This window comes from Ruegeria lacuscaerulensis, assembly GCF_013034745.1.
Classification (GTDB): domain Bacteria; phylum Pseudomonadota; class Alphaproteobacteria; order Rhodobacterales; family Rhodobacteraceae; genus Ruegeria; species Ruegeria lacuscaerulensis_B.
In genome coordinates this window covers 184,820-208,990 of sequence record NZ_WQGP01000001.1, presented here as the reverse complement: position 1 = coordinate 208,990, position 24,171 = coordinate 184,820, and the positions used below count along the sequence as shown (strand labels likewise).

The 24,171-nt window shown below is 59.5% G+C and carries 24 protein-coding genes; 10 read left to right on the top strand and 14 right to left on the bottom strand.

Annotation, left to right across the window (positions count from 1 at the left end; translation table 11 throughout):
* Positions 1 to 46: 46 nt before the first annotated feature.
* Both GOV79_RS01035 and GOV79_RS01030 read right to left on the bottom strand, forming a co-directional pair.
* Positions 47 to 955: a DMT family transporter gene (locus tag GOV79_RS01035; protein ID WP_170788270.1), complete on the bottom strand. Its 909-nt coding sequence runs from the start codon at positions 953 to 955 to the stop codon at positions 47 to 49.
* 41 nt (positions 956 to 996) lie between these two features.
* Positions 997 to 1,596 (bottom strand): LysE/ArgO family amino acid transporter, encoded by a 600-nt coding sequence (locus GOV79_RS01030; RefSeq protein ID WP_170788269.1) that lies wholly within the window; start codon positions 1,594 to 1,596, stop codon positions 997 to 999.
* An 87-nt stretch (positions 1,597 to 1,683) separates the two neighbouring features.
* Between GOV79_RS01030 and GOV79_RS01025 the strand changes: the two genes are divergently transcribed.
* Positions 1,684 to 2,568 carry a LysR family transcriptional regulator ArgP gene (locus GOV79_RS01025; protein WP_170788267.1) on the top strand — a complete coding sequence of 295 codons (885 nt, stop codon included), beginning with the start codon at positions 1,684 to 1,686 and terminating at the stop codon, positions 2,566 to 2,568.
* 1 nt (position 2,569) lies between these two features.
* Here GOV79_RS01025 and GOV79_RS01020 read toward each other — a convergent pair whose 3' ends face one another.
* Positions 2,570 to 3,844: an MFS transporter gene (locus GOV79_RS01020; protein WP_170788266.1), complete on the bottom strand. Its 1,275-nt coding sequence runs from the start codon at positions 3,842 to 3,844 to the stop codon at positions 2,570 to 2,572.
* Between the two features lie 120 nt (positions 3,845 to 3,964).
* The gene (locus GOV79_RS01015; RefSeq protein ID WP_170352472.1) at positions 3,965 to 4,705 is read right to left on the bottom strand and encodes a YebC/PmpR family DNA-binding transcriptional regulator; all 741 of its coding nucleotides are present in this window, start codon (positions 4,703 to 4,705) and stop codon (positions 3,965 to 3,967) included.
* A 110-nt stretch (positions 4,706 to 4,815) separates the two neighbouring features.
* On the opposite strand from GOV79_RS01015, the gene GOV79_RS01010 reads away from it, so the two are divergent.
* The 4 genes from GOV79_RS01010 to GOV79_RS00995 all read left to right on the top strand — a co-directional run bounded on the left by GOV79_RS01010 (position 4,816) and on the right by GOV79_RS00995 (position 9,942).
* Positions 4,816 to 6,588 (top strand): SLC13 family permease, encoded by a 1,773-nt coding sequence (locus GOV79_RS01010; protein WP_170788265.1) that lies wholly within the window; start codon positions 4,816 to 4,818, stop codon positions 6,586 to 6,588.
* Between the two features lie 16 nt (positions 6,589 to 6,604).
* A complete protein-coding gene (locus GOV79_RS01005) occupies positions 6,605 to 7,339 on the top strand; it encodes a glutamine amidotransferase (RefSeq protein ID WP_170784001.1) in 735 nt (244 codons plus the stop codon).
* A gap of 72 nt (positions 7,340 to 7,411) precedes the next feature.
* Positions 7,412 to 8,269 (top strand): bile acid:sodium symporter family protein, encoded by an 858-nt coding sequence (locus GOV79_RS01000; protein WP_170788263.1) that lies wholly within the window; start codon positions 7,412 to 7,414, stop codon positions 8,267 to 8,269.
* An 11-nt stretch (positions 8,270 to 8,280) separates the two neighbouring features.
* Positions 8,281 to 9,942 (top strand): FAD-binding dehydrogenase, encoded by a 1,662-nt coding sequence (locus tag GOV79_RS00995; RefSeq protein ID WP_170788262.1) that lies wholly within the window; start codon positions 8,281 to 8,283, stop codon positions 9,940 to 9,942.
* Here the strand turns inward: GOV79_RS00995 and GOV79_RS00990 are convergent, their stop codons facing one another.
* The 3 genes from GOV79_RS00990 to GOV79_RS00980 all read right to left on the bottom strand — a co-directional run bounded on the left by GOV79_RS00990 (position 9,943) and on the right by GOV79_RS00980 (position 13,459).
* Positions 9,943 to 10,689, bottom strand: a complete 747-nt coding sequence (locus GOV79_RS00990) for a YbaY family lipoprotein (protein ID WP_170788261.1) — start codon at positions 10,687 to 10,689, stop codon at positions 9,943 to 9,945.
* A 96-nt stretch (positions 10,690 to 10,785) separates the two neighbouring features.
* A complete protein-coding gene (locus tag GOV79_RS00985) occupies positions 10,786 to 12,564 on the bottom strand; it encodes an SLC13 family permease (protein ID WP_170788260.1) in 1,779 nt (592 codons plus the stop codon).
* Between the two features lie 79 nt (positions 12,565 to 12,643).
* Entirely contained in the window at positions 12,644 to 13,459 is an 816-nt protein-coding gene (locus GOV79_RS00980; protein ID WP_170788259.1) for a TIGR00282 family metallophosphoesterase, read from the bottom strand.
* Between the two features lie 86 nt (positions 13,460 to 13,545).
* Between GOV79_RS00980 and GOV79_RS00975 the strand changes: the two genes are divergently transcribed.
* Positions 13,546 to 13,773, top strand: coding sequence for a putative hemolysin (locus GOV79_RS00975; protein ID WP_170788257.1), 228 nt, complete (start codon positions 13,546 to 13,548; stop codon positions 13,771 to 13,773).
* 6 nt (positions 13,774 to 13,779) lie between these two features.
* On the opposite strand, the gene GOV79_RS00970 is transcribed toward GOV79_RS00975, so the two are convergent.
* Together GOV79_RS00970 and mgtE are read right to left on the bottom strand one after the other, a co-directional pair.
* On the bottom strand, positions 13,780 to 14,337 hold the full coding sequence (locus GOV79_RS00970; RefSeq protein ID WP_170783987.1) for a 5-formyltetrahydrofolate cyclo-ligase: 558 nt from the start codon (positions 14,335 to 14,337) through the stop codon (positions 13,780 to 13,782).
* Entirely contained in the window at positions 14,334 to 15,728 is a 1,395-nt protein-coding gene (mgtE, locus tag GOV79_RS00965; RefSeq protein ID WP_170788256.1) for a magnesium transporter, read from the bottom strand. The genes GOV79_RS00970 and mgtE overlap by 4 nt, the downstream gene beginning before the upstream one ends.
* Positions 15,729 to 15,869: 141 nt before the next feature.
* On the opposite strand from mgtE, the gene guaD reads away from it, so the two are divergent.
* Positions 15,870 to 17,156 (top strand): guanine deaminase, encoded by a 1,287-nt coding sequence (gene guaD / locus GOV79_RS00960; protein WP_170788254.1) that lies wholly within the window; start codon positions 15,870 to 15,872, stop codon positions 17,154 to 17,156.
* Between the two features lie 59 nt (positions 17,157 to 17,215).
* Here guaD and GOV79_RS00955 read toward each other — a convergent pair whose 3' ends face one another.
* The 3 genes from GOV79_RS00955 to GOV79_RS00945 form a co-directional block, all read right to left on the bottom strand.
* Positions 17,216 to 18,550: an 8-oxoguanine deaminase gene (locus GOV79_RS00955; protein ID WP_170788253.1), complete on the bottom strand. Its 1,335-nt coding sequence runs from the start codon at positions 18,548 to 18,550 to the stop codon at positions 17,216 to 17,218.
* Between the two features lie 117 nt (positions 18,551 to 18,667).
* Positions 18,668 to 19,459: a histidinol-phosphatase gene (gene hisN, locus GOV79_RS00950; protein ID WP_170788252.1), complete on the bottom strand. Its 792-nt coding sequence runs from the start codon at positions 19,457 to 19,459 to the stop codon at positions 18,668 to 18,670.
* Between the two features lie 44 nt (positions 19,460 to 19,503).
* Positions 19,504 to 19,875: a helix-turn-helix domain-containing protein gene (locus GOV79_RS00945; protein WP_170769125.1), complete on the bottom strand. Its 372-nt coding sequence runs from the start codon at positions 19,873 to 19,875 to the stop codon at positions 19,504 to 19,506.
* 334 nt (positions 19,876 to 20,209) lie between these two features.
* On the opposite strand from GOV79_RS00945, the gene GOV79_RS00940 reads away from it, so the two are divergent.
* Positions 20,210 to 21,166, top strand: a complete 957-nt coding sequence (locus tag GOV79_RS00940; RefSeq protein ID WP_170788251.1) for an NADPH:quinone oxidoreductase family protein — start codon at positions 20,210 to 20,212, stop codon at positions 21,164 to 21,166.
* Here GOV79_RS00940 and GOV79_RS00935 read toward each other — a convergent pair.
* On the bottom strand, positions 21,163 to 22,044 hold the full coding sequence (locus GOV79_RS00935; RefSeq protein ID WP_170769123.1) for a LysR family transcriptional regulator: 882 nt from the start codon (positions 22,042 to 22,044) through the stop codon (positions 21,163 to 21,165). The two genes, GOV79_RS00940 and GOV79_RS00935, sit on opposite strands and share 4 nt — an antisense overlap.
* A gap of 127 nt (positions 22,045 to 22,171) precedes the next feature.
* Here GOV79_RS00935 and GOV79_RS00930 point away from each other — a divergent pair, with 127 nt between their 5' ends.
* Both GOV79_RS00930 and GOV79_RS00925 read left to right on the top strand, forming a co-directional pair.
* Positions 22,172 to 22,381: a DUF1127 domain-containing protein gene (locus tag GOV79_RS00930; RefSeq protein WP_170788249.1), complete on the top strand. Its 210-nt coding sequence runs from the start codon at positions 22,172 to 22,174 to the stop codon at positions 22,379 to 22,381.
* Between the two features lie 181 nt (positions 22,382 to 22,562).
* A complete protein-coding gene (locus tag GOV79_RS00925) occupies positions 22,563 to 23,333 on the top strand; it encodes a Bax inhibitor-1/YccA family protein (RefSeq protein WP_170769121.1) in 771 nt (256 codons plus the stop codon).
* Between the two features lie 139 nt (positions 23,334 to 23,472).
* Here GOV79_RS00925 and GOV79_RS00920 read toward each other — a convergent pair whose 3' ends face one another.
* A complete protein-coding gene (locus GOV79_RS00920) occupies positions 23,473 to 23,979 on the bottom strand; it encodes a hypothetical protein (protein ID WP_170769120.1) in 507 nt (168 codons plus the stop codon).
* Between the last annotated feature and the right edge of the window lie 192 nt (positions 23,980 to 24,171).

Below are 24,171 nucleotides of genomic sequence, written 5' to 3'. Positions count from 1 at the left end.
TTTATTGACTCGTCAATCAATAACACCTCTGCCACCTGGAAATCGACTAGAGCTTGGGGGCAATGCTGGGCGTGGTCAGGCTGCTGCGGTTCAAAACCGCCTCGCGCCAGGCGATGAAACTGACGGCGGCCAGAATCAGTGTGCCACCGGCGACAACCCAAAAGTCGACGCTTTCATGAAAGACCAAAGCCCCCATAAGCGTCGCCCAGATCAGCTGCAGGAAGGTCACCGGTTGTGTGACGGCCACAGGGGCTGCCTGCAAGGCCAGCGTCATCAAATAGTGCCCCAGCGTGGCGAAGCTGGCGATCAGGAACAGGATGCCCAGATCGTACCAACTGGGCGGCGTCCAGACCGCAATCGCAAAGGGGATCAGCGCGATTGTTACCCAGATGGACATATGCGCCACCACGACCGAGGGCGGCAGATCCCGCACCAGCCGCTTGGCGAGCAGATAAGACGCCCCCAATGTCAGCGAGGTCATCAGCATGGCGATATGACCTGGCGAAACCTCTCGAAACCCCGGCCTGAGGATTATGGCAACCCCGATCAGGGCCACGCCGATGGCCGCGATACGCCGAAACGCCAGCGGTTCGCCCAGAAACAGCGCCGCACCAAGCGTGACATAGACCGGGGTCATGTAGTTCATCGCCGTAACCTCGGCCAAGGGGATCTGGGTCATTGCATAGAACCAGAACATCACCGACACCGCATGCACTATCCCGCGTATCCCGAACAGGGTCAGATGCTTGCGCGTCAGCGGCGTGGACACGATTAGTCGCAAAGCAGGCAGCAGAAAGACCAACCCGAACACAAACCGGAAAAACGCGGCCTGTATCGGGTCCATACTGGATCCCAGCGACTTTACCAGCGCCGTCATGGCCACGAACGATATCCCGGCCGAGAACATCCAGAACATGCCGGCGACAGGCCGGGAGGGCGCGGTGAGGGTTGTCATGTTAACGGTTCAACACCGAATACCGCCCAAGAGCAAGACCCTTAGAGTGAGACAAGCTTGACCGCAATCGACAGCATCACCACACCGATAATCGCGTCCAGCACCTGCCATGCCCTGGGGCGCGCGAAGATCGGGGACAAGACCCCTGCCCCGTAGCCCAGCGAAAAAAAGAAGACAAAGCTGGAAATCATTGCGCCGGCGGCAAATGCCAGACGATCCTCATATTGCGCCGAGATTGATCCGATCAGAACCACGGTATCCAGATAGACATGCGGATTCAGCCAGGTGAAAGCCAGCACCGTCAGCAGGACCGAGCGCAGGCTGGCACGCTGGCCGCCCGTGACCTGCATCACCGCGCCGCCGCGCCACGCGGATCGCAGGCTGCGTAACCCGTACCATGTCAGGAAAATCGCACCACCATAGCGCATCGCGGTCTCAAACCACGGGACCGCCTGCGCCAGCGTTCCGAACCCGGCCACGCCCGCCGCAATCAGAATCGCGTCCGAGACGGCGCAGGTCAGACACAGGGGAAACACATGCTCGCGCCGCAGCCCCTGTCGCAGGACAAAGGCATTCTGGGCCCCGATGGCAAGGATCAGGCTGAAGCCAAGCGCAAAACCGGCGATCAGGGATGTGGACATGGGACCTCCTTACGCGATGCCCCGTTGACTACGACGATCCTGCCGCCCTATCAAATTAAAGATGTTGAACTTGATTAAGCTAAGCTAATGCTGCTCGATCCCAACCACCTGTCGGCTTTATCCGCCATTCTGCGCCGCGGCAGTTTCGAGGCCGCCGCGTCCGAGTTGTCCGTCACGCCTTCGGCCATTTCCCAGCGGATCAAAGCGCTGGAGGATCGGGTCGGCGCAGCCTTGATCCTGCGCGGCACCCCGTGCACGGCCACCCCCGCCGGGCTGCGCATTGCGCAACATGCCGAGGATATTGGACTGCTTGAAGCCCAACTGGCGCGTGAACTGACGCTGGACCGAGAGGCCCCCTTGACCCGCGTGCGCATCGCTGTACCCGCCGATGTTCTGGCGACATGGTTCATTCAAGCCATGGCGCAGGTGGATGGGTTGTTGTTCGACCTTGTACTGGACGATCAAGACCATTCCGCCGACTGGTTGCGCCGGGGCGAGGTCAGCGCCGCTGTCACCATTGGCGGGCAACCTGTAGCGGGATGCGATGCCTTTGCTTTGGGGTCGTTTCGCTATCTCGCGACGGCCAGCCCTGCCTTTATGCAAAAGTGGTTCTCAAACAGCGTCGATACCGTCAGTCTTGGCCGTGCGCCTTGCCTGACCTTTAACCGCAAGGACGGCTTGCAAAAGGCTTGGATCGCTCAGGAATTCGGGCGACGCATCTCACCGCCGTCGCATTTTCTCGCGTCGTCGCACGGCTTTGTCGATGCGGCCATTGCCGGATTGGGATGGGGTATGAACCCGGAAAATCTGGCGAAATCAGCGCTGGAGGATGGCCGACTGACTGTACTAAAACCCGATGCCCCGTTTGACGTGCCACTGACATGGCAGGTCGGGCGCATTCTGGCCCCGGCCCTGCAACCGTTGACCCAAGCCGTGAAACGCAGTGCAAGCCGCACGTTGCGGCCGCTATAGGTCAGGCTGAAGCCGAGCTTTCCGGCATCGGCAAAACAAGACGATAGCAGGCAAAGGCCGCAAAAACGGCCACCACAACGATAAAGGCAATGGCCCAGGCGACCTCGTGCATATGCGCCACCGCGGCCAGCGCGGCGGAAAGGATGACTGCGACTAGGCGGCTGACGCTTTTGATCGCTGCCGCGCCCTTGACGCGCTGATCCTTGGGGGCCACGTCCAGAAAATACAGTTTTCGTGCGCTGCTGATACCGGTCACGGCCACTGTCACGATGAACAACGCGATGGCGTGCAGATGAACATCATGATCCAAGTGCAAGAAATGAAAGACCAAAAGCACCGTCCCTGTGATGGCGACCATCAGGTTCCCTGTCACCATGACCGCCCGATGGGACTTCATGTTCACCGCCTGCCACAATGGCGCGGAAACCAGATAGCCAGATGCCGAGGAAACGATCATGGCCGTCAGACCCTTGGCCGAGGCATGGTGCGCCTCAGCCGCGATCAGGGCGAAAAAGGGCACTGAAAGCGTGGCCGCGACCAGAGGCAATCGCATGATCAAGTAACGCCGGAACCACGGCTCGTTGAACATCGCGATGATGTCGGTGAAATAGGTGATGAACTTGCGTTTCGCCTCAGGCGCGGTATCGCGGGTGCTTTCACCACTGCGCGCGCCTTCGAACATCGCCAGAATGGCCAGCCCAGACAGGACGAAAAAGCCTACGGACACAAAGATGATTGCTGAATGGCGCGAGAAAGGCGGGTTTTCTTTGACGATCTCATGCACCAAAAGCGCCAGACCGATGGCGCCAAGTCCCCCGACGCCTAGTTGCAGATAACGCATGATCATGCGGGATTTGGATTGAACGTGATCGCCCAATAAATCCGTATACATCAGCATCTGCATCTCATCGACCAACCCGATGATGAAGAAAACAAGGACAAACGCCGCCGCGATCAGTGGCACATAGCCCGTCGTCGCCACCCCCAGTGCGATCAGAAGGCAGAGGCCAACCGCGACTTCGGTCAGCGCAATGCCGCGTTTCTTGCGGTCGTGAGCCGAAATCGAACGCGCCAAGAACACATCCGCAATCACGCTGCCCACCATGCGAACCGAGACCAGCGCGCCCGCTATGAACATCGGCAATTCCAGCGAGACAGCAAGAAACGGCAGCACGATGGAGGGGCTGCCTAGCGTCCAGGCGATTTGCGACAGGATGCTTTGCCCGGTCAACACAGGCAGGTTTCGTTTTGCAGGGATCGGGGGACTGTCCGTCATGCTCTCATTGCTGTTTTACGAACAGCTTACCGAGTTTAACGCAATCCGCCAAGCACACTGAAAAGGCGCATAAAAAAACCCGACCAGAGGCCGGGTTTTCCTGATCGATTAACGACAGGATCACAGCTGAGCCATGACCTCATCAGTCGCTTCGAAATTGGTCGTTACGCGCTGCACATCGTCATCATCTTCCAGCGCATCGACCAGCTTCATCAGCTTTTGCATATCTTCCAGACCCAGCTCGGTCGTGGTCGTGGGTTTCCACACCAGCTTGGTAGATTCGGACTCGCCCAAGGCCTCTTCCAGCGCGTTGGATACGTCGTTCAGATCGGTATCGGCGCACCAGATGATGTGACCGTCTTCCGAGCTTTCGACATCTTCGGCACCCGCCTCGATTGCGGCTTCAAAGATCGTGTCCGCGTCGCCCGCGTCCGCCTGATAGACAACCTCTCCCTTTCGGTCGAACATGAACCCGACCGAGCCGGTCTCGCCAAGATTTCCGCCATTCTTCGAGAAGGTGGACCGCACAGTCGAGGCGGTACGGTTGCGGTTATCGGTCATGGTTTCGACGATCACGGCCACACCGTTGGGGCCATAGCCCTCGTACCGGATTTCTTCGTATTCGTCGCCTTCACCAGCCACCGATTTCTTGATCGCGCGGTCGATCACGTCCTTGGGGACCGAGTTCGACTTGGCCTCTTTCACCGCCAGACGCAGGCGCGGGTTCTTGTCGGGATCGGGGTCGCCCATCTTGGCGGCAACGGTGATCTCTTTCGACAGTTTGGAAAACAGTTTGGACCGCGCGGCGTCCTGACGTCCCTTGCGGTGCTGGATGTTGGCCCATTTGGAGTGGCCTGCCATAGTGCGTCCTCGTCATCATGTTTGCGTGTTCGGCGCTCATATAGACGTTTGCGGGGGGCAGGATCAAGAGAGCGGCTTGCCCGATATCCCGTCGCAGGTATGGTGGCGACATGACAAGTGATCAAATTATTCTTTTTGCCCTTTTCGCCACGGTTTTCGGAATGCTTCTATGGGGGCGGTTCCGATATGATCTGGTTGCCTTTTCGGCGCTGATGATTGGTGTTGTGCTGGGCGTCGTGCCCGTGGACAACGCATTCGCCGGGTTTGGCCATCCCGCGACCATCATCGTGGCGCTGGTTCTGGTCGTATCCGCCGGGCTGGTCCGCTCGGGCGCGGTGTTTCTGATCACGCGCTCGCTCGTCGATGCCTCGCGCGGGCTTGGCGCGCACATCGCGCTGATGGGCGGGATCGGCGCGGTTCTATCGGCCTTCATGAACAACGTGGCGGCACTTGCGCTTTTGATGCCGGTCGATATCCAGACGGCGCGCAAGGCCGGACGATCGGTCGGCCTATCACTGATGCCGCTGAGTTTCGCTACCATTCTGGGTGGCATGGTTACACTGATCGGCACACCGCCCAACATCATCATCGCCTCGATCCGAGCAGAGACGCTGGGTGAGCCGTTCCAAATGTTCGATTTCGCCGCCGTAGGCGGGATTGCGGCCATTGCCGGTCTGGCCTTTGTCGCTCTGATAGGTTGGCGGTTGATCCCAAATCGAGGCCCGCAGACCGAAAGTTCTGAGGCACTGGCCGAATATATCGCTGAACTGACCATCCCGCCCGAGTCGCCCCAAATCGGCAAGCGCGTCAGCGAGTTGTACGAGGTGGCCGAGAAATCCGACGTCGCCATCATCGGCCTGATCCGCGACGGCAAGCGTCGCTATGGGCGTTCAGCCCATGCCACCCTGCACGCGGGCGATGCGCTGGTGCTGGAGGCCAGACCCGAGGCGCTGGACGAATTCCGCTCGGCGCTGAACCTTGATTTCTCGGACACGCGACGGCAGGAATTGCTGACTGCCGAGGGTGACGGGTTAGAGGTGATCGAGGTCGTCGCCACCGAAAACGCCCGTATCACCGGGCGCACCGCCCAAGGGTTGGCGCTGGCATGGCGCCAAAGCACAGTGCTTATGGGCATCTCGCGCCAAGGCCGACAGATCACCGAACAAGTCCGCAAGACCGAGGTCGAGGCGGGCGATATCCTGTTGCTGCTCTGTCCGCGTGACCGCAGCGTGGACGTGACCGAGTGGCTAGGCTGTCTGCCTCTGGCCGAGCGCGGCCTCAACGTGACCGCCAATGACAAGTCTTGGCTGGCGATTGGTCTGTTCGGGGCGGCCGTGCTGGCGGCCAGTATCGGGCTGATCTACCTGCCGATTGCGCTGGGTCTGGTCGTGGTGGCCTATGTGCTGACCAAGATCATGCCTATTAGCGAGATCTACAACCATATCGAATGGCCCGTCGTGGTACTGCTGGGGTCGATGATCCCACTCGGCAGTGCATTGGAGACTTCTGGCGGGACTGAATTGATCGCAAATGCGCTGATCCAACTGACCGATGGCCTGCCCGCCTGGGCGATCCTGACTGTGTTGATGGTCGTCACCATGACCCTGTCGGATGTGCTGAACAACACCGCCACAGCCATTGTCGCCGCCCCAGTTGGCATCCAGATGGCCCGCACGCTGGAGGTCTCGCCGGATCCGTTCCTGATGACGGTCGCGGTTGCGGCCTCGGCTGCGTTTCTGACGCCGATTGGCCACAAGAACAACACGCTGGTTCTGGGCCCCGGCGGCTATCATTTCGGCGACTACTGGCGCATGGGGCTGCCGCTTGAGATTTTGATCATCGCGGTCTCGATCCCCTCGATCCTTGTGTTCTGGCCGTTGTGACGGGTAAAGGCTGCGGATGAAACGATTTCTGATCCTGCAACTGCGTCCCGAAACCGATGCCTCGGATGCCGAATATGCCTCGATCCTGGACAAAACCGGATTGACGCCCGAGCGAACGCACCGCATCCGGCTGGATTGCGAGAACCTGCCCGAGGGGCTGGACGTGACCGACTATGCCGGTGTGATCGTCGGCGGTGGTCCCGGATGTGTCAGCGATGATCCGGCAACAAAATCGGCGGTCGATGCGCGGGTCGAAGCAGCGATCATGGGACTGATGCCGCAGATTACCGCACAGGACCATCCGTTCATGGGCTGCTGTTATGGTCTTGGAATACTGGCCGCGCATCTGGGCGGTTCGGTCAGCAAGGCGCAGTATGGCGAACCCGTTGGCCCCTCGACCTGTCACATGACTGAGGATGGCGCCCAGGACCCGCTCACCAACGGGTTGGCCGATACGTTCGACGCCTTTGTCGGCCATAAAGAGGCTGTGCAGGCCTTGCCCGATGGCTGCGTGCATCTGCTAGCCTCGGACCCCTGCCCGTTTCAGATGATCCGCTTTGGCCACAACGTCTATGCCACGCAGTTCCACCCCGAGGCCGAGGCAAAAGACTTCGAGGAACGTATCAACATCTACAAGCATCACGGCTATTTTCCGCCCGAAGACGCCCAGCGCCTGATCGACATCTGCCACGCGGCCGACGTCACCCAGCCGGCACTGATCCTGCGCCGTTTTGCGGAACGCTATGGCTGACCCAACGGCGCGGTTGCGCAATTGCGGACCGCTCGCATAGGCTGTCCAGAACGGCTTTGGGAGGAGTTGTTCTTGGATCTACTCATATCTGTCGGCTTGCCCCTGTCGCTGGCCATCATCATGCTGTCGTTGGGCATCGGGCTTGAGCTCGCCGATTTCCGCCGCGTCCTGACGCGCGGCTACCCCTTTGCCATCGGCGCGCTGTGTCAGGTCGTGTTACTGCCGGTCGCGGCTTTTGCGACCGTTGCGCTGTTCGCGCTGCCGCCCGAGATTGCCGTGGGGTTCATGATCCTCAGCTTCTGCCCCGGCGGAGTGACCAGCAACATTCTCTCCAAACTGGCCAAGGGCGACGTGGCGCTGTCGGTCAGCCTGACGGCGGTGATCAGCCTATTGTCGATGCTGACCGTACCCTTTCTAGCGGCATGGTCGATCAACTACTTCATGGGCGACAACGCGCCCGAGGTCTCGATCACCGGCCTGGCCATCGCCATGTTCCTGATCACCACCCTTCCCGTCGCCATCGGCGTCAGCATCCGCCATTTTGCAATCGAATTTGCCAATCGGATCGAACCCGGATTGTCCAAGCTGGCGACCACGCTGTTTGTTCTGGTGGTGCTCGCGGCGCTGGCAGGGAATTGGCAACTCTTTGTCGATAACCTTGGGATCATGGGGGCGGGGCTGATCACTCTGAACCTTGGCCTGCTGCTCATCGGGCTGGGGCTGGCGCGGGTCGCGAACCTGTCTTGGAATGAGGCTAAGACTGTCTCAATCGAAACTGGCATTCAGAACTCGACCCTGGGCATCACGCTGGCTGCGCTGATCACCGGGACGGAAAGCGGGTTCAGCCCATTGGCCCTGCCTTCCGCCGTCTACGGGATCACCATGTATGCGGTGGCCCTGCCCTTCATCCTCTGGTTCCGCCGCCGCTGAAAGGACGCTACATGACCAAGAACACAGCAGATGCCATCGTCGTTGGGGCCGGTCTGGCGGGGCTGGCTGCCGCTGCAGAGTTGGGCGACCGGGGCAAAAAGGTGATTGTCGTCGATCAGGAACCCGCGCATTTTTTGGGCGGGCAAGCATTTTGGAGCCTTGGTGGCTTGTTCATGATCGACACTCCAGAACAGCGCTGCATGGGCATTCGCGACAGTCATGATCTGGCCTTTCGGGACTGGATGGGCAGTGCGCAGTTCCACCGGGATGAGGACGCATGGCCGCGCAAATGGGCCGAGGCCTATGTGGAATTCGCCGCTGGCGAGATGCGTCCTTGGCTGCATGACATGGGCCTGCGCTGGTTTCCGGTGGTCGGCTGGGCTGAACGCGGCGGGTCCTATGCGGATGGTCACGGCAACTCGGTCCCTCGGTTCCACATCACATGGGGCACCGGGCCGGGCGTGCTGGAACATTTCATCCGCCGCATACGCGAACATGTAGATAGTGGACTGGTCGAGCTAAAATTCCGCCATCAGGTCAGCCATATCATCATGCAGAACGGCTGCGCCAAGGGGGTCTCAGGCGAGGTTCTGGCCGACGACACCGCCCAGCACGGGGCCAAGACCAACCGCGACGAAGTGGGTGAGTTTGAGGTCTACGCGCCTTCGGTCATTGTCAGCTCTGGCGGCATTGGTGGCAATTTCGAGATGGTGCGCAAGAACTGGCCACGTGATCGGCTGGGGGAGCCGCCCAAGGATATGGTCGCAGGTGTCCCCTTTCACGTCGATGGCCGTATGATTGCCATCAGCGAGAAGGCGGGCGGTCATGTGATCAATGGCGACCGGATGTGGCATTACACCGAAGGCGTGCGGAACTGGAATCCGATCTGGCCTTCGCACGGCATTCGCATCCTGCCCGGCCCTAGTTCGATGTGGTTTGACGCGCGCGGCAACCGGTTGAAACCGCCTTGCCTACCGGGGTTTGATACCTTGGGCACACTAAAGGAAATCCTAAAAACCGGCTATGAATACAGCTGGTTCGTGCTCACTCAGAAGGTGATCAAAAAGGAATTCGCCCTGTCAGGGTCCGAACAGAACCCCGACATGACCGAAGGTGGTTGGCGCGAAGTGTTGTTTCAGCGCGTGCTGACCGGTTCAAAGGCCACCGCGCCGGTCGAAGCGTTCAAACAGCATGGTGAAGACTTCATCGTCGCCAACACCCTGACCGAACTGGTCAGCGGTATGAACCAGATGGGCGACGCCCCGATCGATGAGGCTCATCTGCGCGCCCAGATAGAGGCGCGGGATTCACAGGTTGATAACCCCTTCACCAAAGATGCCCAGATGGCCGCCGTTCTGGCCGCGCGTAACTATCGTGGCGACCGGCTGATCCGCACAGCCAAGCCGCACAAGTTCCTTGACCCGAACAACGGTCCTTTAATCGCGGTCAAGCTCCACGTTCTGACGCGCAAGACGTTAGGTGGGTTGCAGACCAACCTCGACAGCCAGATGATCGGGGCAGATGGTCAGGTCGTTCCCGGCCTGTTCGCGGCCGGAGAAGTCGCAGGCTTTGGCGGTGGCGGCTATCACGGCTACAACGCGCTTGAAGGCACGTTTCTAGGCGGCTGCATCTTCTCGGGCCGCAATGCCGGACGGTCGCGCGCTGTGGCCTGATTACTCGGCCCGGACGAATTTCAAAACGGGCTCACCGCCTGCATCCAGCATCACCAGGCTGTCCCCTGCGACCGCATAGCGGGTTACGGTCTGAAGAGCGGCCAAGAATTGATCTTCGACTTCTTCAAGCTCGGGCGGGCATGCCATCAGGGTGGCGGCCATGTTGTCGGGAAAGCTCAGGCTGTCACCGCTGATTTCAGCCTGACCCGAAAATCTGTTGCACCCGCCTGTACCGCCGAATGCACCGTCTTGTTCGAAGGTGATTTGCGGCGGGCGTTGCGCTTCGACCACATCACCGTTGATGCCGATTGCCGTCCAGTTGGTGTTGTCCAGACTGACGGTTGCTTTCGGAGAAACCTTCACCAGCACAAGATCAGCGGTATCTCCACCACCCCGTGTCAGGACAGGGTTCACCGTATCCGTTGTGAACAGCAATTTGTTGCCGTGATAGATTGAACCTCGGACCGCATAAGTCTTGCCGTCCTGGATCAGCGCATCATCATAGTTCAGCGCGTATTCAGCCGGTACACCTGTCAAGGCATAGCGCTGCGACGCCAGCGTGACAGCGGGGGCATCCGCGAGGGAAATATCTTGCAACTCAACATATAGCGTCGCATCCGGTGCCACCGCGATCCGCTCGCGGTAGGTTGCAGTTCCTGTGATGGTACCTGCATGGCTCTGACTACCTAAAATGGTTAGCGCCACTGCGCCTACGACGATGGCTTGGCCGAGTTTTGGAAAAGGCATGATCCAATCCTTTCACATTCGCATTTGATGAAAAGATTGTTACGGTAACTGTATTTACAAGTGGCGCAAACCCTTGTCGGCAAAATCGCGCCGTCTTTAAAGCGGCCAGATCAACGGAATCAGCAGCGATGCCAGCAAGCCCACTGTCAGGTTCAATGGCACCCCGACCTTAAGGAAATCGGTGAAACGGTACCCACCGGGGCCATAAACCATCATGTTGGTCTGGTATCCGATGGGCGTCGCAAATGAGGCCGAGGCCGCCACCATAACTGCCACCACCAACGGACGCGGGTCGATGCCCACCGCTTGCGCCAGCCCGATGGCAATCGGGGTCACCACCACGGCCACCGCGTTGTTCGAGACCAGCTCGGTCAGCACCGAGGTCAACAGATACACGGCCCAGATGATCAGGAAAGGCGGCAGGGCGCTGAGGCGCGGTGCGACCGCTTCGACAATCAGCGACACTGCGCCGGATTTGTCTAACGCTGCGCCAATCGCCAGCATCGAGAAGATCAGCGCCAGCAGGCGACCTTCGACAAAGGAAAACGCCTCATCCGCGTCGATACAGCGAGTCAGCAGCACCACCGCGACCGCCAGAATGGAAAGCAGAAGGATCGGTGCAACGCCCAGCGCGGCCAAAGCCACGATCCCGACCAGCGCACCGATGGCAATCGGCGCATGACTGCGTCGGAACGCGCGGGCTGAGGGCTGTGAGACGTCGACCATATCCATATCAGCGGCCAGCCTCTGGATGTCTTCGGGTGCGCCCTCCAGCAGCAGCGTATCGCCTACGCGCACCACCAGATCATCCAGTTGGCGCCCGATATTCTGGTTCCGGCGATGCACCGCCAGCACATAGACACCATAACGCCGCCGCAGACGCATTGCGCCCAGTGTCCGGCCAACCATGCGGCAGCCGGGGGTGATCAGAACCTCGACTGTCTTGGTCTCGACCGCCGAAACTTGGTCGACGCGCTTGAGTTCCTTGTTGCTTTGCAGACTCAGCAGTTCCGTCATTTCGGTGCGCAGAACCACGCGGTCGCCCAGTTTCAGCTCGACGCCTTTAAGGTTGCGGCGCAATGACTCGTCGCCTCGGATCACGTCGATCAGTCGGACGCCGGGGCGTTTGAAGAGCTGTACGCCCGTTACTTCGCGCCCGATCAGGTTGCTTTCGGGAGGGATGACGGCCTCGGTAAAGAATTTCATCTTTGAGCGGTCGGACAGAAGCGTGGCCATACTGTCACGATCCGGCAGCAGACGTGGCGCGATGAACCGCAGGTAGACCATGCCATAGATCACCAGCGCAACACCCAGCGGAGTGACCTCGAAAATGGTGAAGGGAGCCATACCCTGCGACCGGGCTACACCGTCCACCAGCAGGTTGGTCGAGGTGCCGATCAGCGTCAGCGTACCCCCAAGAATCGCCGCATAGCTGAGCGGGATCAGCAATTTCGACGCAGGCACGTTCAGCGTGCGGGCGATCTGGACAAAGACCGGGATCATCACAACGACAACCGGCGTATTCGACACCACGGCCGAGGCCAGCACCACAAACCCCATCAACAGACCAATGGCAATCCTTGGGTTGACCTGCGCCTGTTTCTGCGCGGTTGAGGTGAACGCATCCAGCGCACCCGTGCGCACCAAAGCCCCCATGATGATGAACATCGCGGCAATGGTCCAAGGTGCGGGGTTGGACAGCACGGCCAGCGCGCTTTGATAGGGCAGAATGCCCGTTACCAGCATCACGGCCACGCCGCCGATGGCGACTACCTCGGTCGGGTAAACCTCACGCAGGAACATGATGAACATGCCCGCGACAACCAAGAGCGCCAGTATCGCGCTGCCTGTTTCTGAAAGCTGAAGGAGTTGCATTCTTGGTTTATGTCCGAACCCTGACCCGAGCTGCGCGCTCGTCAGGCAGTTTCACGCATTGGGATGGGCAGAGCAAGCTTTACTGCGGCCCTGCTTGCTGCAAACGCCCGCCAACGCGCACCATTTGCACAGATTTTGCCTCTCCGGTGCGGTCATCAGTCTCGACAAACACGCCGCTGAGCGTGGCCTCGCCATCGGCGGGGGTAAATCGGGCTTTGGGCATTCCGGTGATAAAGCGACGCATCGGTTCGACCTTGTCCATGCCGATGACCGAGTCGTAATCGCCACACATCCCCGCATCGGTCAGATAGGCGGTTCCATTGGGCAGAATCTGCGCATCTGCCGTTGGCACATGGGTATGCGTGCCGACCACAAGGCTGGCGCGTTTATCGCAATAATGACCCATGGCCATCTTCTCGGATGTGGCCTCACAATGCATGTCGACAATGATTGCTTGCGCCTGACCACCGCGCGGGTGGGATTTCAGGATCGGCTCGATGGCCGAGAACGGATCATCAAAGGGCCGTTTCATGAAGACCTGCCCCAGCACCTGCACCACCAGAACCTTGCGCCCGCCCGGCGCGGTATACAGGCGATGCCCCCGCCCCGGCGCGCCTTTGGCGAAATTTACCGGGCGCACAATACGAGACTCTTTCTCGATGAATTGAAGCATATCTTTCTGGTCGAACGCGTGATCGCCCAGCGTCAGGCAATCGGCGCCGGCATCCAGCAGCAGCTTGGCGTGATCGCCGGTCAGCCCCATCCCGTTCGAGGCGTTCTCGCCATTGACCACAACAAAATCCAGCCGCCATTTGTCGCGCAGACGTGGCAGATGTTGTTGGATCGCCGCACGCCCGGCGCGGCCCATAACGTCACCCAGAAAAAGTATCCTCATACGAACCGTCCTAAGTGTGGCAATGACCAAGCACAAGTGGTTAAACTCAGGTCATAAACTGCCAATACCATTCATCGGAGCGTTTCATGACCCGCCTATACCTGCCTGCCCTTCTGCTGATCCCCCTCGCTGCATGCGAACCTGCGTCTGATAACTCGGCACAACTCGCCAACCCTGCGGCGACGTTCTGTGTCGAAAGCGGCGGCGATTATCGCATTGTCGACGGGGCCGACGGCCAAACAGGGCGGTGTACCCTACCCGATGGGCGCGATCTGGATGCGTGGGAGTATTTCCGCGAAAACCATGCGGGGTGAGCAGCGTTAAAACGTCAGAACCCGGCTTTCCGTGATCACCATGTCCAAGGGCTGATCGGTCGGCTCCAGCGGCAGGCCCTCGGCCTCTTGTGCGTCAAAGGCGAAACCAATGGCCAGTGTCGGGCGTTTGGCGCGCAGTCCCTCCAGCGTGCGGTCATAGAATCCACCGCCATAGCCCAGCCGTCCACCCTGCGCATCAAAGGCCACCAGCGGCACGATCAGGATTTCCGGGTCAAAATAATCGTCGACCTCCGGCACCTTGGCCCCGAAAGGGCCGTCTTTTAGAGCGCCTTCGGGGGTCCAGTGCGAAAACTTCAGCGGCTGCGCGGCAGCTTGGATCACGGGCACGCCGACCGGACCATAGGCCGAAGCCTCGGCCATGGCGGGCAGCGGATCAATCTCGGTGCGGATGGGCATGTAGCCCGAGATCGGCACGCCCCGGTGCCCGGCCAACACTTCGGACAAACGCCCTGCCGCACCGGGAAGTCGCGCGTCAAAGGCAGCCTTTCGACGCGCAAAGGCCGCCTTGCGCGCGGCGGCTTTGATTTCGGTCAGATCGGTCACAGTAGCACCACGCTGGCAAGTCCCAGAAAGATGAAAAACCCCATGACATCCGTTGTCGTCGTCACAAAGGTCCCCGACGCCAGCGCCGGGTCAACGCCCAGACGATCCAGCACCACCGGTACTACCGTACCCGCAAACCCCGCGATCACCATGTTCACGACCAAGGCCGACCCGATCACGACACCCAGCATCGGAGAATCAAACCACATCATCCCAACCGTGCCCAGCACGATGGCAAAACACAGCCCGTTCAGAAGTCCCACCAGCAATTCCCGCCGGATCACCCTCATCACGTTGGCGTTGGTCAGGTCGCGCGTCGCCAGCGCTCGCACCGCGACTGTAAGCGACTGCGTACCTGCATTGCCCCCCATCGAAGCCACGATCGGCATCAGGATCGCCAGCGCCACCAGCTGATCAATTGCTGCCTCGAATTGCGAAATCACCAGCGAGGCACAGATCGCCGTGCACAGATTCACCGCCAACCACGGCAGCCGTCGCTTGCTGGTATCCGCCACACTGTCCGAGATTGAGCTTTCGTCGCTAACCCCAGCCAAACGCAGGATATCTTCCTCGTGCTCTTCATCCAGAACCACCATGGCGTCGTCGATGGTAATGGCACCAACCAACCGCCCATCAGCATCCACCACCGGGGCCGAGATCAGGTGGTACTGGTTGAACGCATAGGCCACGTCCTCTTCATCCTGATCGACCGGAATAATGTGCAGCTCTTCATCGGCCAGATCGGCCAGCCGCACTTCGCGGCGCGCCGCCATAAGCTTGCCCAGTGTCACCTGCGCCACAGGTTTCAGGCGCGGATCTACCATGACGACATAGTAGAATTGCTCGGGCAGATCGTCATTGGCGCGCATGAAATCGATGGCCTGACCCACCGTCCAATGTTCGGGCGACATGACCACTTCGCGCTGCATGAGGCGACCGGCCGAGTTCTCGGGGTAAGACAGCGCTTGCTCTGCCGCGATCCGCTCGGAATCCTCCAGCGCGTCCAGAATGGCCTCTTGCTGCGGCTCTTCGAGGTCCTCCAGCAGGTCGACGACATCGTCGCTTTCCATCTCGCGCACGGCGTCGGCGAGAACGTCGGGCTTGAGAATGCCGATGATCTCTTCCCGCACGGCCTCGTCAAGTTCGGACAAGATGTCGCCGTCAAACTCTTTGTCATACAGCCGGATCAGCTGGGCGCGGTCGTACGGGTTGATCTGTTCCAGAAGGTCGGCGATGTCGGCGGCGTGCAGCGGCTCCATAAGCTCAACCAGCTTGTCGCGGTTATCCACATCGACAGCATAAAGAATTGCCGTGATAGCCTTCGGGTCCAGCGCATAAACGTCGTCGTCACTGGTCGACTCGACTTGGGGTTCGTCAATGCCTGTGGTCATGTCTGCCCCCGCTATCCTTCGGTCATTGCCCTTTAAATAGAAGAAGCAGCTACCGGAAAACAATGACAATGCGCCGATTTACCCAGAAGTTTCCCGCGCCTATGCTATTTGACGGTTCCATACAGGCGGAGATGAATGAAAATGGCGCAGAAAACGCTGCTGAAAGGGCGTGTGCTCAGCTTTACCGGTTCCCCGTTCGAGGGCGAGCCAACCGACGCCGTTGAGTTCAGCGAAGCAGTGGTGGTCGAGGGTGGCCATATCGCCGCGGTGGGTGATGCCGATACGCTGCGCTCTGCGCATCCCGACGCGCAGGTGGTCGATCACGGCCAGCACGTGATCATGGCCGGATTTGTGGACGCGCATGTGCACTATCCACAGACCGCGATGATTGCCAGCTGGGGCAAACGTCTGATCGACTGGTTGAACACCTACACCTTCCCCGAAGAGATGAAGTTCGGCGACCCGACATACGCCGCCGAAATTGCAAACCGCTATCTGGACCTAACAGCGGCCCATGGCACCACGACGATGTGCAGCTTTTGCACCATTCACCCCGAAAGCGTCGATGCGTTCTTTGCGGCTGCACAAGCGCGCAACCAGCGTGTGGTGGCAGGCAAGACCTGCATGGACCGCAACGCGCCCGAGGGGCTGCGGGACACTGCGAAAACGGCCTATGACCAATCGGAGGCATTGCTAGAGAAATGGCATCGTGTTGACCGTTTAACCTATGCTATCACACCGCGGTTTTCACCGACATCCACGCCTGAACAGCTTGAGGCGATGGGCGCGCTGTGGGCCGAGCACCCTCATTGTCTAATGCAGACCCATCTGAGTGAACAAACGGATGAAATCGCCTGGGTCCGCGAGTTGTTTCCCGAGGCGCGCGACTATCTGGATACTTACGAGAAATTCGGTCTTCTGGGTTCGCATGGGGTCTATGGCCACGTCATCCATCTGGAGGCGCGCGAGCGCGACCGCCTGCGCGAGGTGGACGCGGCGCTGATCCATTGCCCGACCTCTAACACCTTCATTGGCTCGGGCCTGTTCGATATGACCGGATTGATGCATGACGGGCATCGGGTCGGGTTGGCCACGGATACGGGCGGCGGGTCGAGTTTCTCGATGCTGCATACAATGGCCTCGGCCTATGAGATCGGACAACTGCGCGGCGCGCCTCTGCATGCGGCGCAACTGTTGTGGTTGGGCACGGTCGGATCGGCGCGGTCGCTGCGGTTGGACGATCGGATTGGCAATATCGCACTGGGGATGGAGGCGGATCTGGTCGTGCTTGATCTGGCCTCGACCCCGGCCATCGCGCAGCGCGAGGCTTGTGCGGATGATATATGGGAGGCGATCTTCCCGACCATCATGATGGGGGATGATCGCGCCATTGCCGAGGTTTGGATCGGTGGGGCCGCTGTCGTGTGAGGGAATGCGCCTTGCGGCGCATGCCTCCGGCGGAGGTATTTTTGAACAGAAGAAGAGTTTCAGCTTTGCAGGGCTCGCGCCAGCGCGTTCTGCCGTTCGATCACACGTGGCAGGTCCAGAGTGGTGATAGCCCCGCTGCGCACGATTTGGCGGCCTTCGACGAACAAATGTTTCACCTTCATCGGCCCGGACAGCAACAGCGCCGCCGGGTCCCAACTGCCTGCGCTTTCGATACCGCCTATGTCCCAGATGGCGATATCTGCGCGCTTGCCCGGCGCTAACCGACCGCAATCGGGGCGGTTGAGGACATCAGCACCGCCTCGGGTTGCGATTTCAAGCGCCTCGCGGGAGGACATCGCATCCGCGCCATTGGCGACCCGTTGGAGGAGCATGGCCTGTCGCGCCTCGAGCACCAGGCTGCCATTGTCATTGCTGGCCGAGCCATCCGCGCCCAGCCCAACTGGCACGCCGCAATCGCGCATTTTCCGAACCGGCGCGATCCCTGAGCCCAGCCGACAGTTCGAACAGGGGCAATGGGCAACGCCGGTCTGTGTGCGGGCGAAGAGGTCGATCTCGGCGCCGTCCAGCTTGACGCAATGAGCGTGCCACACATCCGGGCCAGTCCAGCCCAGATCTTCGGCGTATTGACCGGGGCGGCAGCCGAATTGCGCCTGGGAATAGGCGATATCCTCATCGTTTTCGGCAAGATGAGTGTGCAGCATCACGCCCTTGTCTCGCGCCAGTACGGCTGTGTCGCGCATCAGGTCACGGCTAACCGAAAACGGAGAGCATGGAGCCAGGCCGACCCGGCACATTGCGCCCTCGGACGCGTCATGAAAGGCGTCGACGACGCGGATCATATCGTTGAGGATTGCATCCTCGGTTTCAACCAGCGCATCCGGGGGCAGGCCACCATCGCTTTCACCGATGCTCATCGCGCCACGGGTCGGGTGGAAACGCAGGCCGACCTCGGCAGCGGCGGCGATGGTGTCGTCCAGCCGTGCGCCGTTGGGGTAGAGGTACAAGTGGTCCGAACTAAGCGTACAGCCCGAAAGCGCCAATTCGGCCAGCCCAATCTGAGCTGAGGTGAACATTTCATCCGGTCCGAACCGTGCCCAGATGGGGTAGAGCGTTTTCAGCCAACCAAAGAGCAGCGCATCCTGCCCACCGGGTACGGCGCGGGTTAGGGTTTGGTAAAGATGGTGATGTGTGTTCACCAAACCAGGTGTCACCACGCATCCTGTCGCGTCATGGATTTCTCCGGTCGTGGTCAGGCCCTGCCCGATCTGCGCAATCTGGCTGTTTTGGATCAGAATATCGGCCCCGCGCAATTCGCGTCGCGTGTCATCCATTGTGAGGATGGTATCTGCGTGTTTGATAAGGATTTCGGTCATCTCGCCCCTCCGTCGCATCAACCCGTCTCATGCTTGGAGAATGCGGGCTGGCGGAAAACGGGCGTAAGAACCAACCGGTCAGAAAATAACCGACCGGGCCGGTCCGGGCAACCGGATTCAGTATTGGCGCAAGATATCCAGCGCAGCGGCGTGCAGATCGGCATTGGCCGCTGCCAGAGCGCGACCGCCGTTGTGGGCGGGGCCACCCTGCCAGTCGGTGACGATGCCGCCAGCCGCCTCGATCACGGCTATGGGTGCCTGGATGTCATAGGCTTGCAAACCGGCCTCGATCACCAGATCCACCTGCCCGGCGGCCAGCAAGGCATAGGCGTAGCAATCCATGCCATATCGCGTGAGGCGCGCGTGCCGCGCCACGGCCTCGAACCCGGCGCGTTCTTCCGGGGTGCCGACCTCGGGGAAAGTGGTAAACACGATGGCCTGAGCCAGCGAGGTTGTCGCCCGCGTGTCCAAAGGCCGGGTTCCCGTGGGTCCGCTGACCTGCGCAATATCGACCGAGCCCACGAACCGTTCACCAATATATGGCTGATCAATGACCCCCATGATCGGCCCGTCAGCGCTGCTGAGCGCAATCAGAACACCCCATGTGGGCGTCCCGCTGATGAACCCGCGCGTGCCGTCGATCGGGTCCAAGACCCAGGTTCGGCCGCTGCTGCCCGGCACCTGACCGAATTCTTCCCCCAAAATCCCGTCATCAGGGCGATGTTTGGCCAGAATGTCGCGCATTACACGCTCGGCCTCACGATCGGCGATCGTCACCGGATCGAACCCCTGTGACAGCTTGTTCGAGGTTTCCAGATTTGCTTGGCGGAAAAACGGAAGAATGGCCGCGCGCGCTGCGTCGGCCATTTCTTCTGCTACGTCCAGATCGGTCAGAATAGGCTGTGTCATGCGCTACCCGTGCGGGGCACACGCATCAAAGTCAACCCGCTTAATCAGGCAACGTCGCTGAGAACACGCGCCAGTTCGAACAGTCGACGGCGCTGGTTTTCCGGGATCGCATAGTAGGACCGAACCAGATCCAACGCCTCTTTGTCTCCCATCAGATCAGCAGGCACCGATTTTTTGCTTGAGGTTTCCTTCTCAGCCTCTTCCAAACCTTCGAAGAAAAAGCTGACCGGAACATCCAGCGCTTCGGCGATGTCCCACAAACGCGACGCACTGATGCGGTTCGCACCCGTTTCGTATTTCTGAATCTGCTGGAACTTGATACCAACTTGCTGCGCCAGTTGCTGCTGGGTCATTCCAATCAGCCAGCGGCGATGCCGGACGCGCTTGCCCACATGGACATCGACGTGATGGGTCATTGGTATTCTCCTCTACTACACAACTACCGGGGACGTGCGATATATTTCATCATCGCATAACTAACGAGCAGTTCTTAACCGCTCACTAAGTTGGAACATGCCCCCAAATCAGCACCATAGCGCACTATTGCCCTATTTGCGTTTTTTTTCAAGAAGGTTGAGTAAGATTTCAAGGGTAAGGATTTGTGGTTGTGCGATGCGCACACATAATACCTCTATGTTTATTGCATTATGTATATATTAGCGTTCGTGCCAGTTTTTTGCGCGCAAGGTCACTGATTGACAATTCAACCAGAAAACGAATCTACTCCGCCCAAAATCACGGAGCACCTTTATGCTGGCCTACAGAATCTCATCGAAAGGCGCGGACGCTCAGCTGTGCGATATCGCGCTCCCTGACCCCGGTCCGGGGCAGATTCGCGTCGCCATCAAGGCCTGCGGTCTGAACTTCGCGGATCTGCTGATGCAGAAGGGCACCTATCAGGACACCCCCTCAGCCCCCTTCACGCAAGGGATGGAAATTTCTGGTATTGTCGATCAGCTTGGCCCGGATGTGACAACCTTGTCCGTAGGGGATCGTGTGGCTGTCTATTCAGGTCAGGGCGGTTTGGCGGAATTTGGGGTGTTCGACGCAGATCGTGCGATCCCCCTACCCGCTTCGACGAGCTTTGAGGACGCCGCCGCCATCCAAATTGCATATGGAACCAGTCACATTGCGCTGGATCACCGCGCCCGATTGCAGCCGGGTGAAACCTTGCTGGTCACAGGGGCTGCTGGTGGCGTCGGATTGACGGCTGTCGAAATCGGCAAGTTGATGGGGGCCACGGTGATTGCGCAGGCGCGCGGGGCGGAAAAGCTGGAGGTCGCGCGCACCGCAGGAGCCGATCACCTGATTGACGCCTCCGAAGATCTTCGGTCGCGCGTGAAGGAATTGGGTGGCGCCGATGTGGTCTATGACGCCATCGGCGGCGACGTGTTCCAGGCCGCCTTTCGTGCCACTAATCCCGAGGGCCGTCTGCTGCCCATCGGGTTCGCGGGCGGCGACGTGCCACAAATCCCCGCCAATCACCTTCTGGTCAAGAACTTGACTGTCATCGGCTTTTACATCGGCGGCTATCTAAGATTCCGCCCTCAGATCGTGCAGGACAGCTTCGCCACCCTATTTCGCTGGCATTCGGAGGGGAAAATCAAACCCCATATCAGCCATACCCTGCCCCTGACCGAGGTCGCGCAAGGCCTGCAACTGCTGAGGGACCGTGCGGCCACAGGCAAGGTCGTCATCACACCCTAGCCCGCGACAGCCTTCAACGGTGTCCCCGCCATGATGCGGAAATTCTGTCGTACCAGCGCCGCCAGGGCTTCGATGATTTCCCCGCGACCCGAGTCGCCGCCGTAAAGGTTGATCATTTGAACCGGTAGATCGGGAAGAGCGCCGCCCGATTCGATCAGCTCAAGATGGGCGGCCTCAGTGCCTTCCAGCATGGCCGAGACAGCCAGATCGGCGCTGACCGTGGCCTCGATGGTGCGGTCATCTTCGGAATCAACGGCCAGTTCCCAGGGAATATCGGCTCCGTCCAGTGCGCTGATGACCTTGGGCCGAAACAGGCAGCGTCGCCCCTCAGCCAAGGGGATCGGTCGCTTGCGCCATGCCGACCCACCCGGCGCGCCAACCCAGCGCAGAGGCAATTCGGCAATCGTTTCTGCCCCTTCCGCGGCGTTTGATTCCGTCGTCAGGATCAGATCGCATTCGCCTTTCCTATACATCTCTTTCAACTGCATCGAAAAAGACGAGAACAACTGTACCTTCACGCGTGGGAAATCAGCGTTGAATCGCTTCAGAACCCTTGGAATCGCGGGGTAAACGATGTCGTGCGGCACACCCAGAACGACCTCGCCCTCGAACGCCTGATCGGTGAGCTTCGAGATCACCTCGTCATTCAACGCAATCATGCGGCGTGCATAAGCCAGCAGTTGCTCCCCCGATGCCGTCAGCGCAATTGTGCGTCCGCTGCGGTCCAGCAACTCAAGCCCCAGCAGTTCCTCCAGCCGTTTCAACTGCATCGAAACCGCAGATTGCGTCAGGTGCAAAAAACCGGCTGCCCGCGTTACGCCGCCTTGATCGGCAACCGCCACGAATGAGCGCAGAGTGGTGATGTCCAGATTTCTCATCTTCACGATCCCTTATGCATTCCGTCAAAAATATTCATTTTTAAAATGTGTCATATCGGGACATATAGATCAAGGAAGTTGATGGAAATTCTAAAAACCATCGGAAACGAAAGAAAGGACAATACCTATGACCCAGATTGCGCTGACATCCCGCTGCAAACCGCATCGCCGGTTTTCCGTTTTGACTCTGTTGGACGCCTTGTCCCTGCATCGCCAGCGCCACAAGCTGGCCCGATTGGACGACCGCGCATTGAAAGACATCGGTATCACCCGCGAACAAGCCGAAGCCGAGGCTGCTCGCCCCATTTGGGATGCGCCGGATTTCTGGCAAAAGTGATTTCTGAATGTATCTTTTTCTCATCAATGGCGACCCGCGTCAGCAGGTCGCCATTTTTGTTGCGTGTTTTAGCCAGTTTCCAGCGTTAAACTCTTGAAACACAGCCCCCACTTGCCGATATTTGCGGGGAAGGCGTCTCGCTTGCAGACGCACCAAAGAATTAACGAAGGGAGACCCTTTTATGGCACAATTTGACACGATCCGGACGGCGGCCGGCGCGCGCGCTGCCCAGATTGACGAGGGCCTGCGCGCCCATATGAACAAAGTCTACGGCACCATGTCCGTGGGCATGCTGATTACTTTTGCTGCTGCATGGGCGATTGCCGGCATGGCTGTATCCAGCGTTCCGACCGAATACCAGATCAGCGCGAACACGTATCTGACCCAATTCGGCGCGACCTTGTTCACATCGCCCCTGAAATGGGTGATCATGTTTGCCCCGCTGGCTTTTGTGTTCGGCTTTGGCGCAGCAATCAACCGTCTGTCGGCAGCAGCGGCTCAGCTGGTGTTCTACACCTTCGCCGCAGTGATGGGTATTTCGATCAGCTGGATTTTCCTGGTCTTCACCGGTCAGTCGATCATCCAAGTCTTCCTAATCACCTCGATCGCCTTTGCCGGCCTGTCGCTGTATGGCTATACGACCAAAAAAGACCTGTCGGCCATGGGCACATTCCTGATCATGGGCGTGATCGGCCTGATCGTTGCGTCCGTTGTGAACATCTTCATCGCCTCGTCGGCCATCGCGTTTGCAGTTTCCGTTCTGGGTGTCCTGATCTTCGCAGGCCTGACCGCGTATGACACGCAGAACATCAAGACAACCTACCTGCAAATGGCCCATTCGGGCGATCAGGAATGGTTGGGCAAGGCCGCAATCATGGGCGCGCTGAGCCTGTATCTGGACTTCATCAATATGTTCATGTTCCTGCTGCAACTGTTCGGCAACCGCGAATAAGCAACCGATACACATCAAACAAAGGGCGGGTTATTGACCCGCCCTTTTTCATTTGCGCCTGAAGATCCAAGGCCTATCGGGCAAAAGAAAAAGCCCCCACCCAGATGGGCGAGGGCTTTGGAGTTCTCTCAGACCGGGATCAGCTACAGTTCAACGCAACCGCGAAGCCCGAGCTGCGCGAGGACGAACCTTTGCGGAATACGTCTCCGGCGGGTAGGCATCCGGTGAACTGTTCGGCGTTCCGGCCAAAGGCGGCACCGATTTCGTTGTCCACGCGGGTGCTGTTGTTAGCTGTACGCAGCACGCCATAGGGCGTGCCATTCACATTGACCGTGCTTAGGAACAAGTTGGTACCCGAGCCATTCAGAACAACCGCGTTGCTATCTCCGCGCCCGCCATTGTCGATTGCGACGCGCGCGACTTTCTGGGCTTCAGTCTCGCCTGTCGACACCGAGACCGGCGTCAATTCCGCCAGATCAGCTGGGATGTTCCGCGACTCGGGAACAAATGCGACAGTGCCCGGCACGTCCGAGGATGTCCGGGGCTCTCCGCTAAGGCCAGCAAAGCCGACGCCCTGACGGTTATAGAGATCTTCGCAGCCCGCAAGGGCCAGAACGGTGATTGTGGATAACAAGATTTTTTTCATGACGGCCAACATTTTGGAACGGTTAGCTGAAGCGTATGGGCAAGGTGTCCCAAAAAGCAACCCGCACCTCACTCGAATGCGCAGGTGGCTGATGCGCCGCTGCAACGGACTGGTGCTGACCTCAGCGCAACTGGATGCCGATCGAACATGAAAAAGGGCTGCGCCGTGGCGCAACCCTTTTAAACTGTCCAA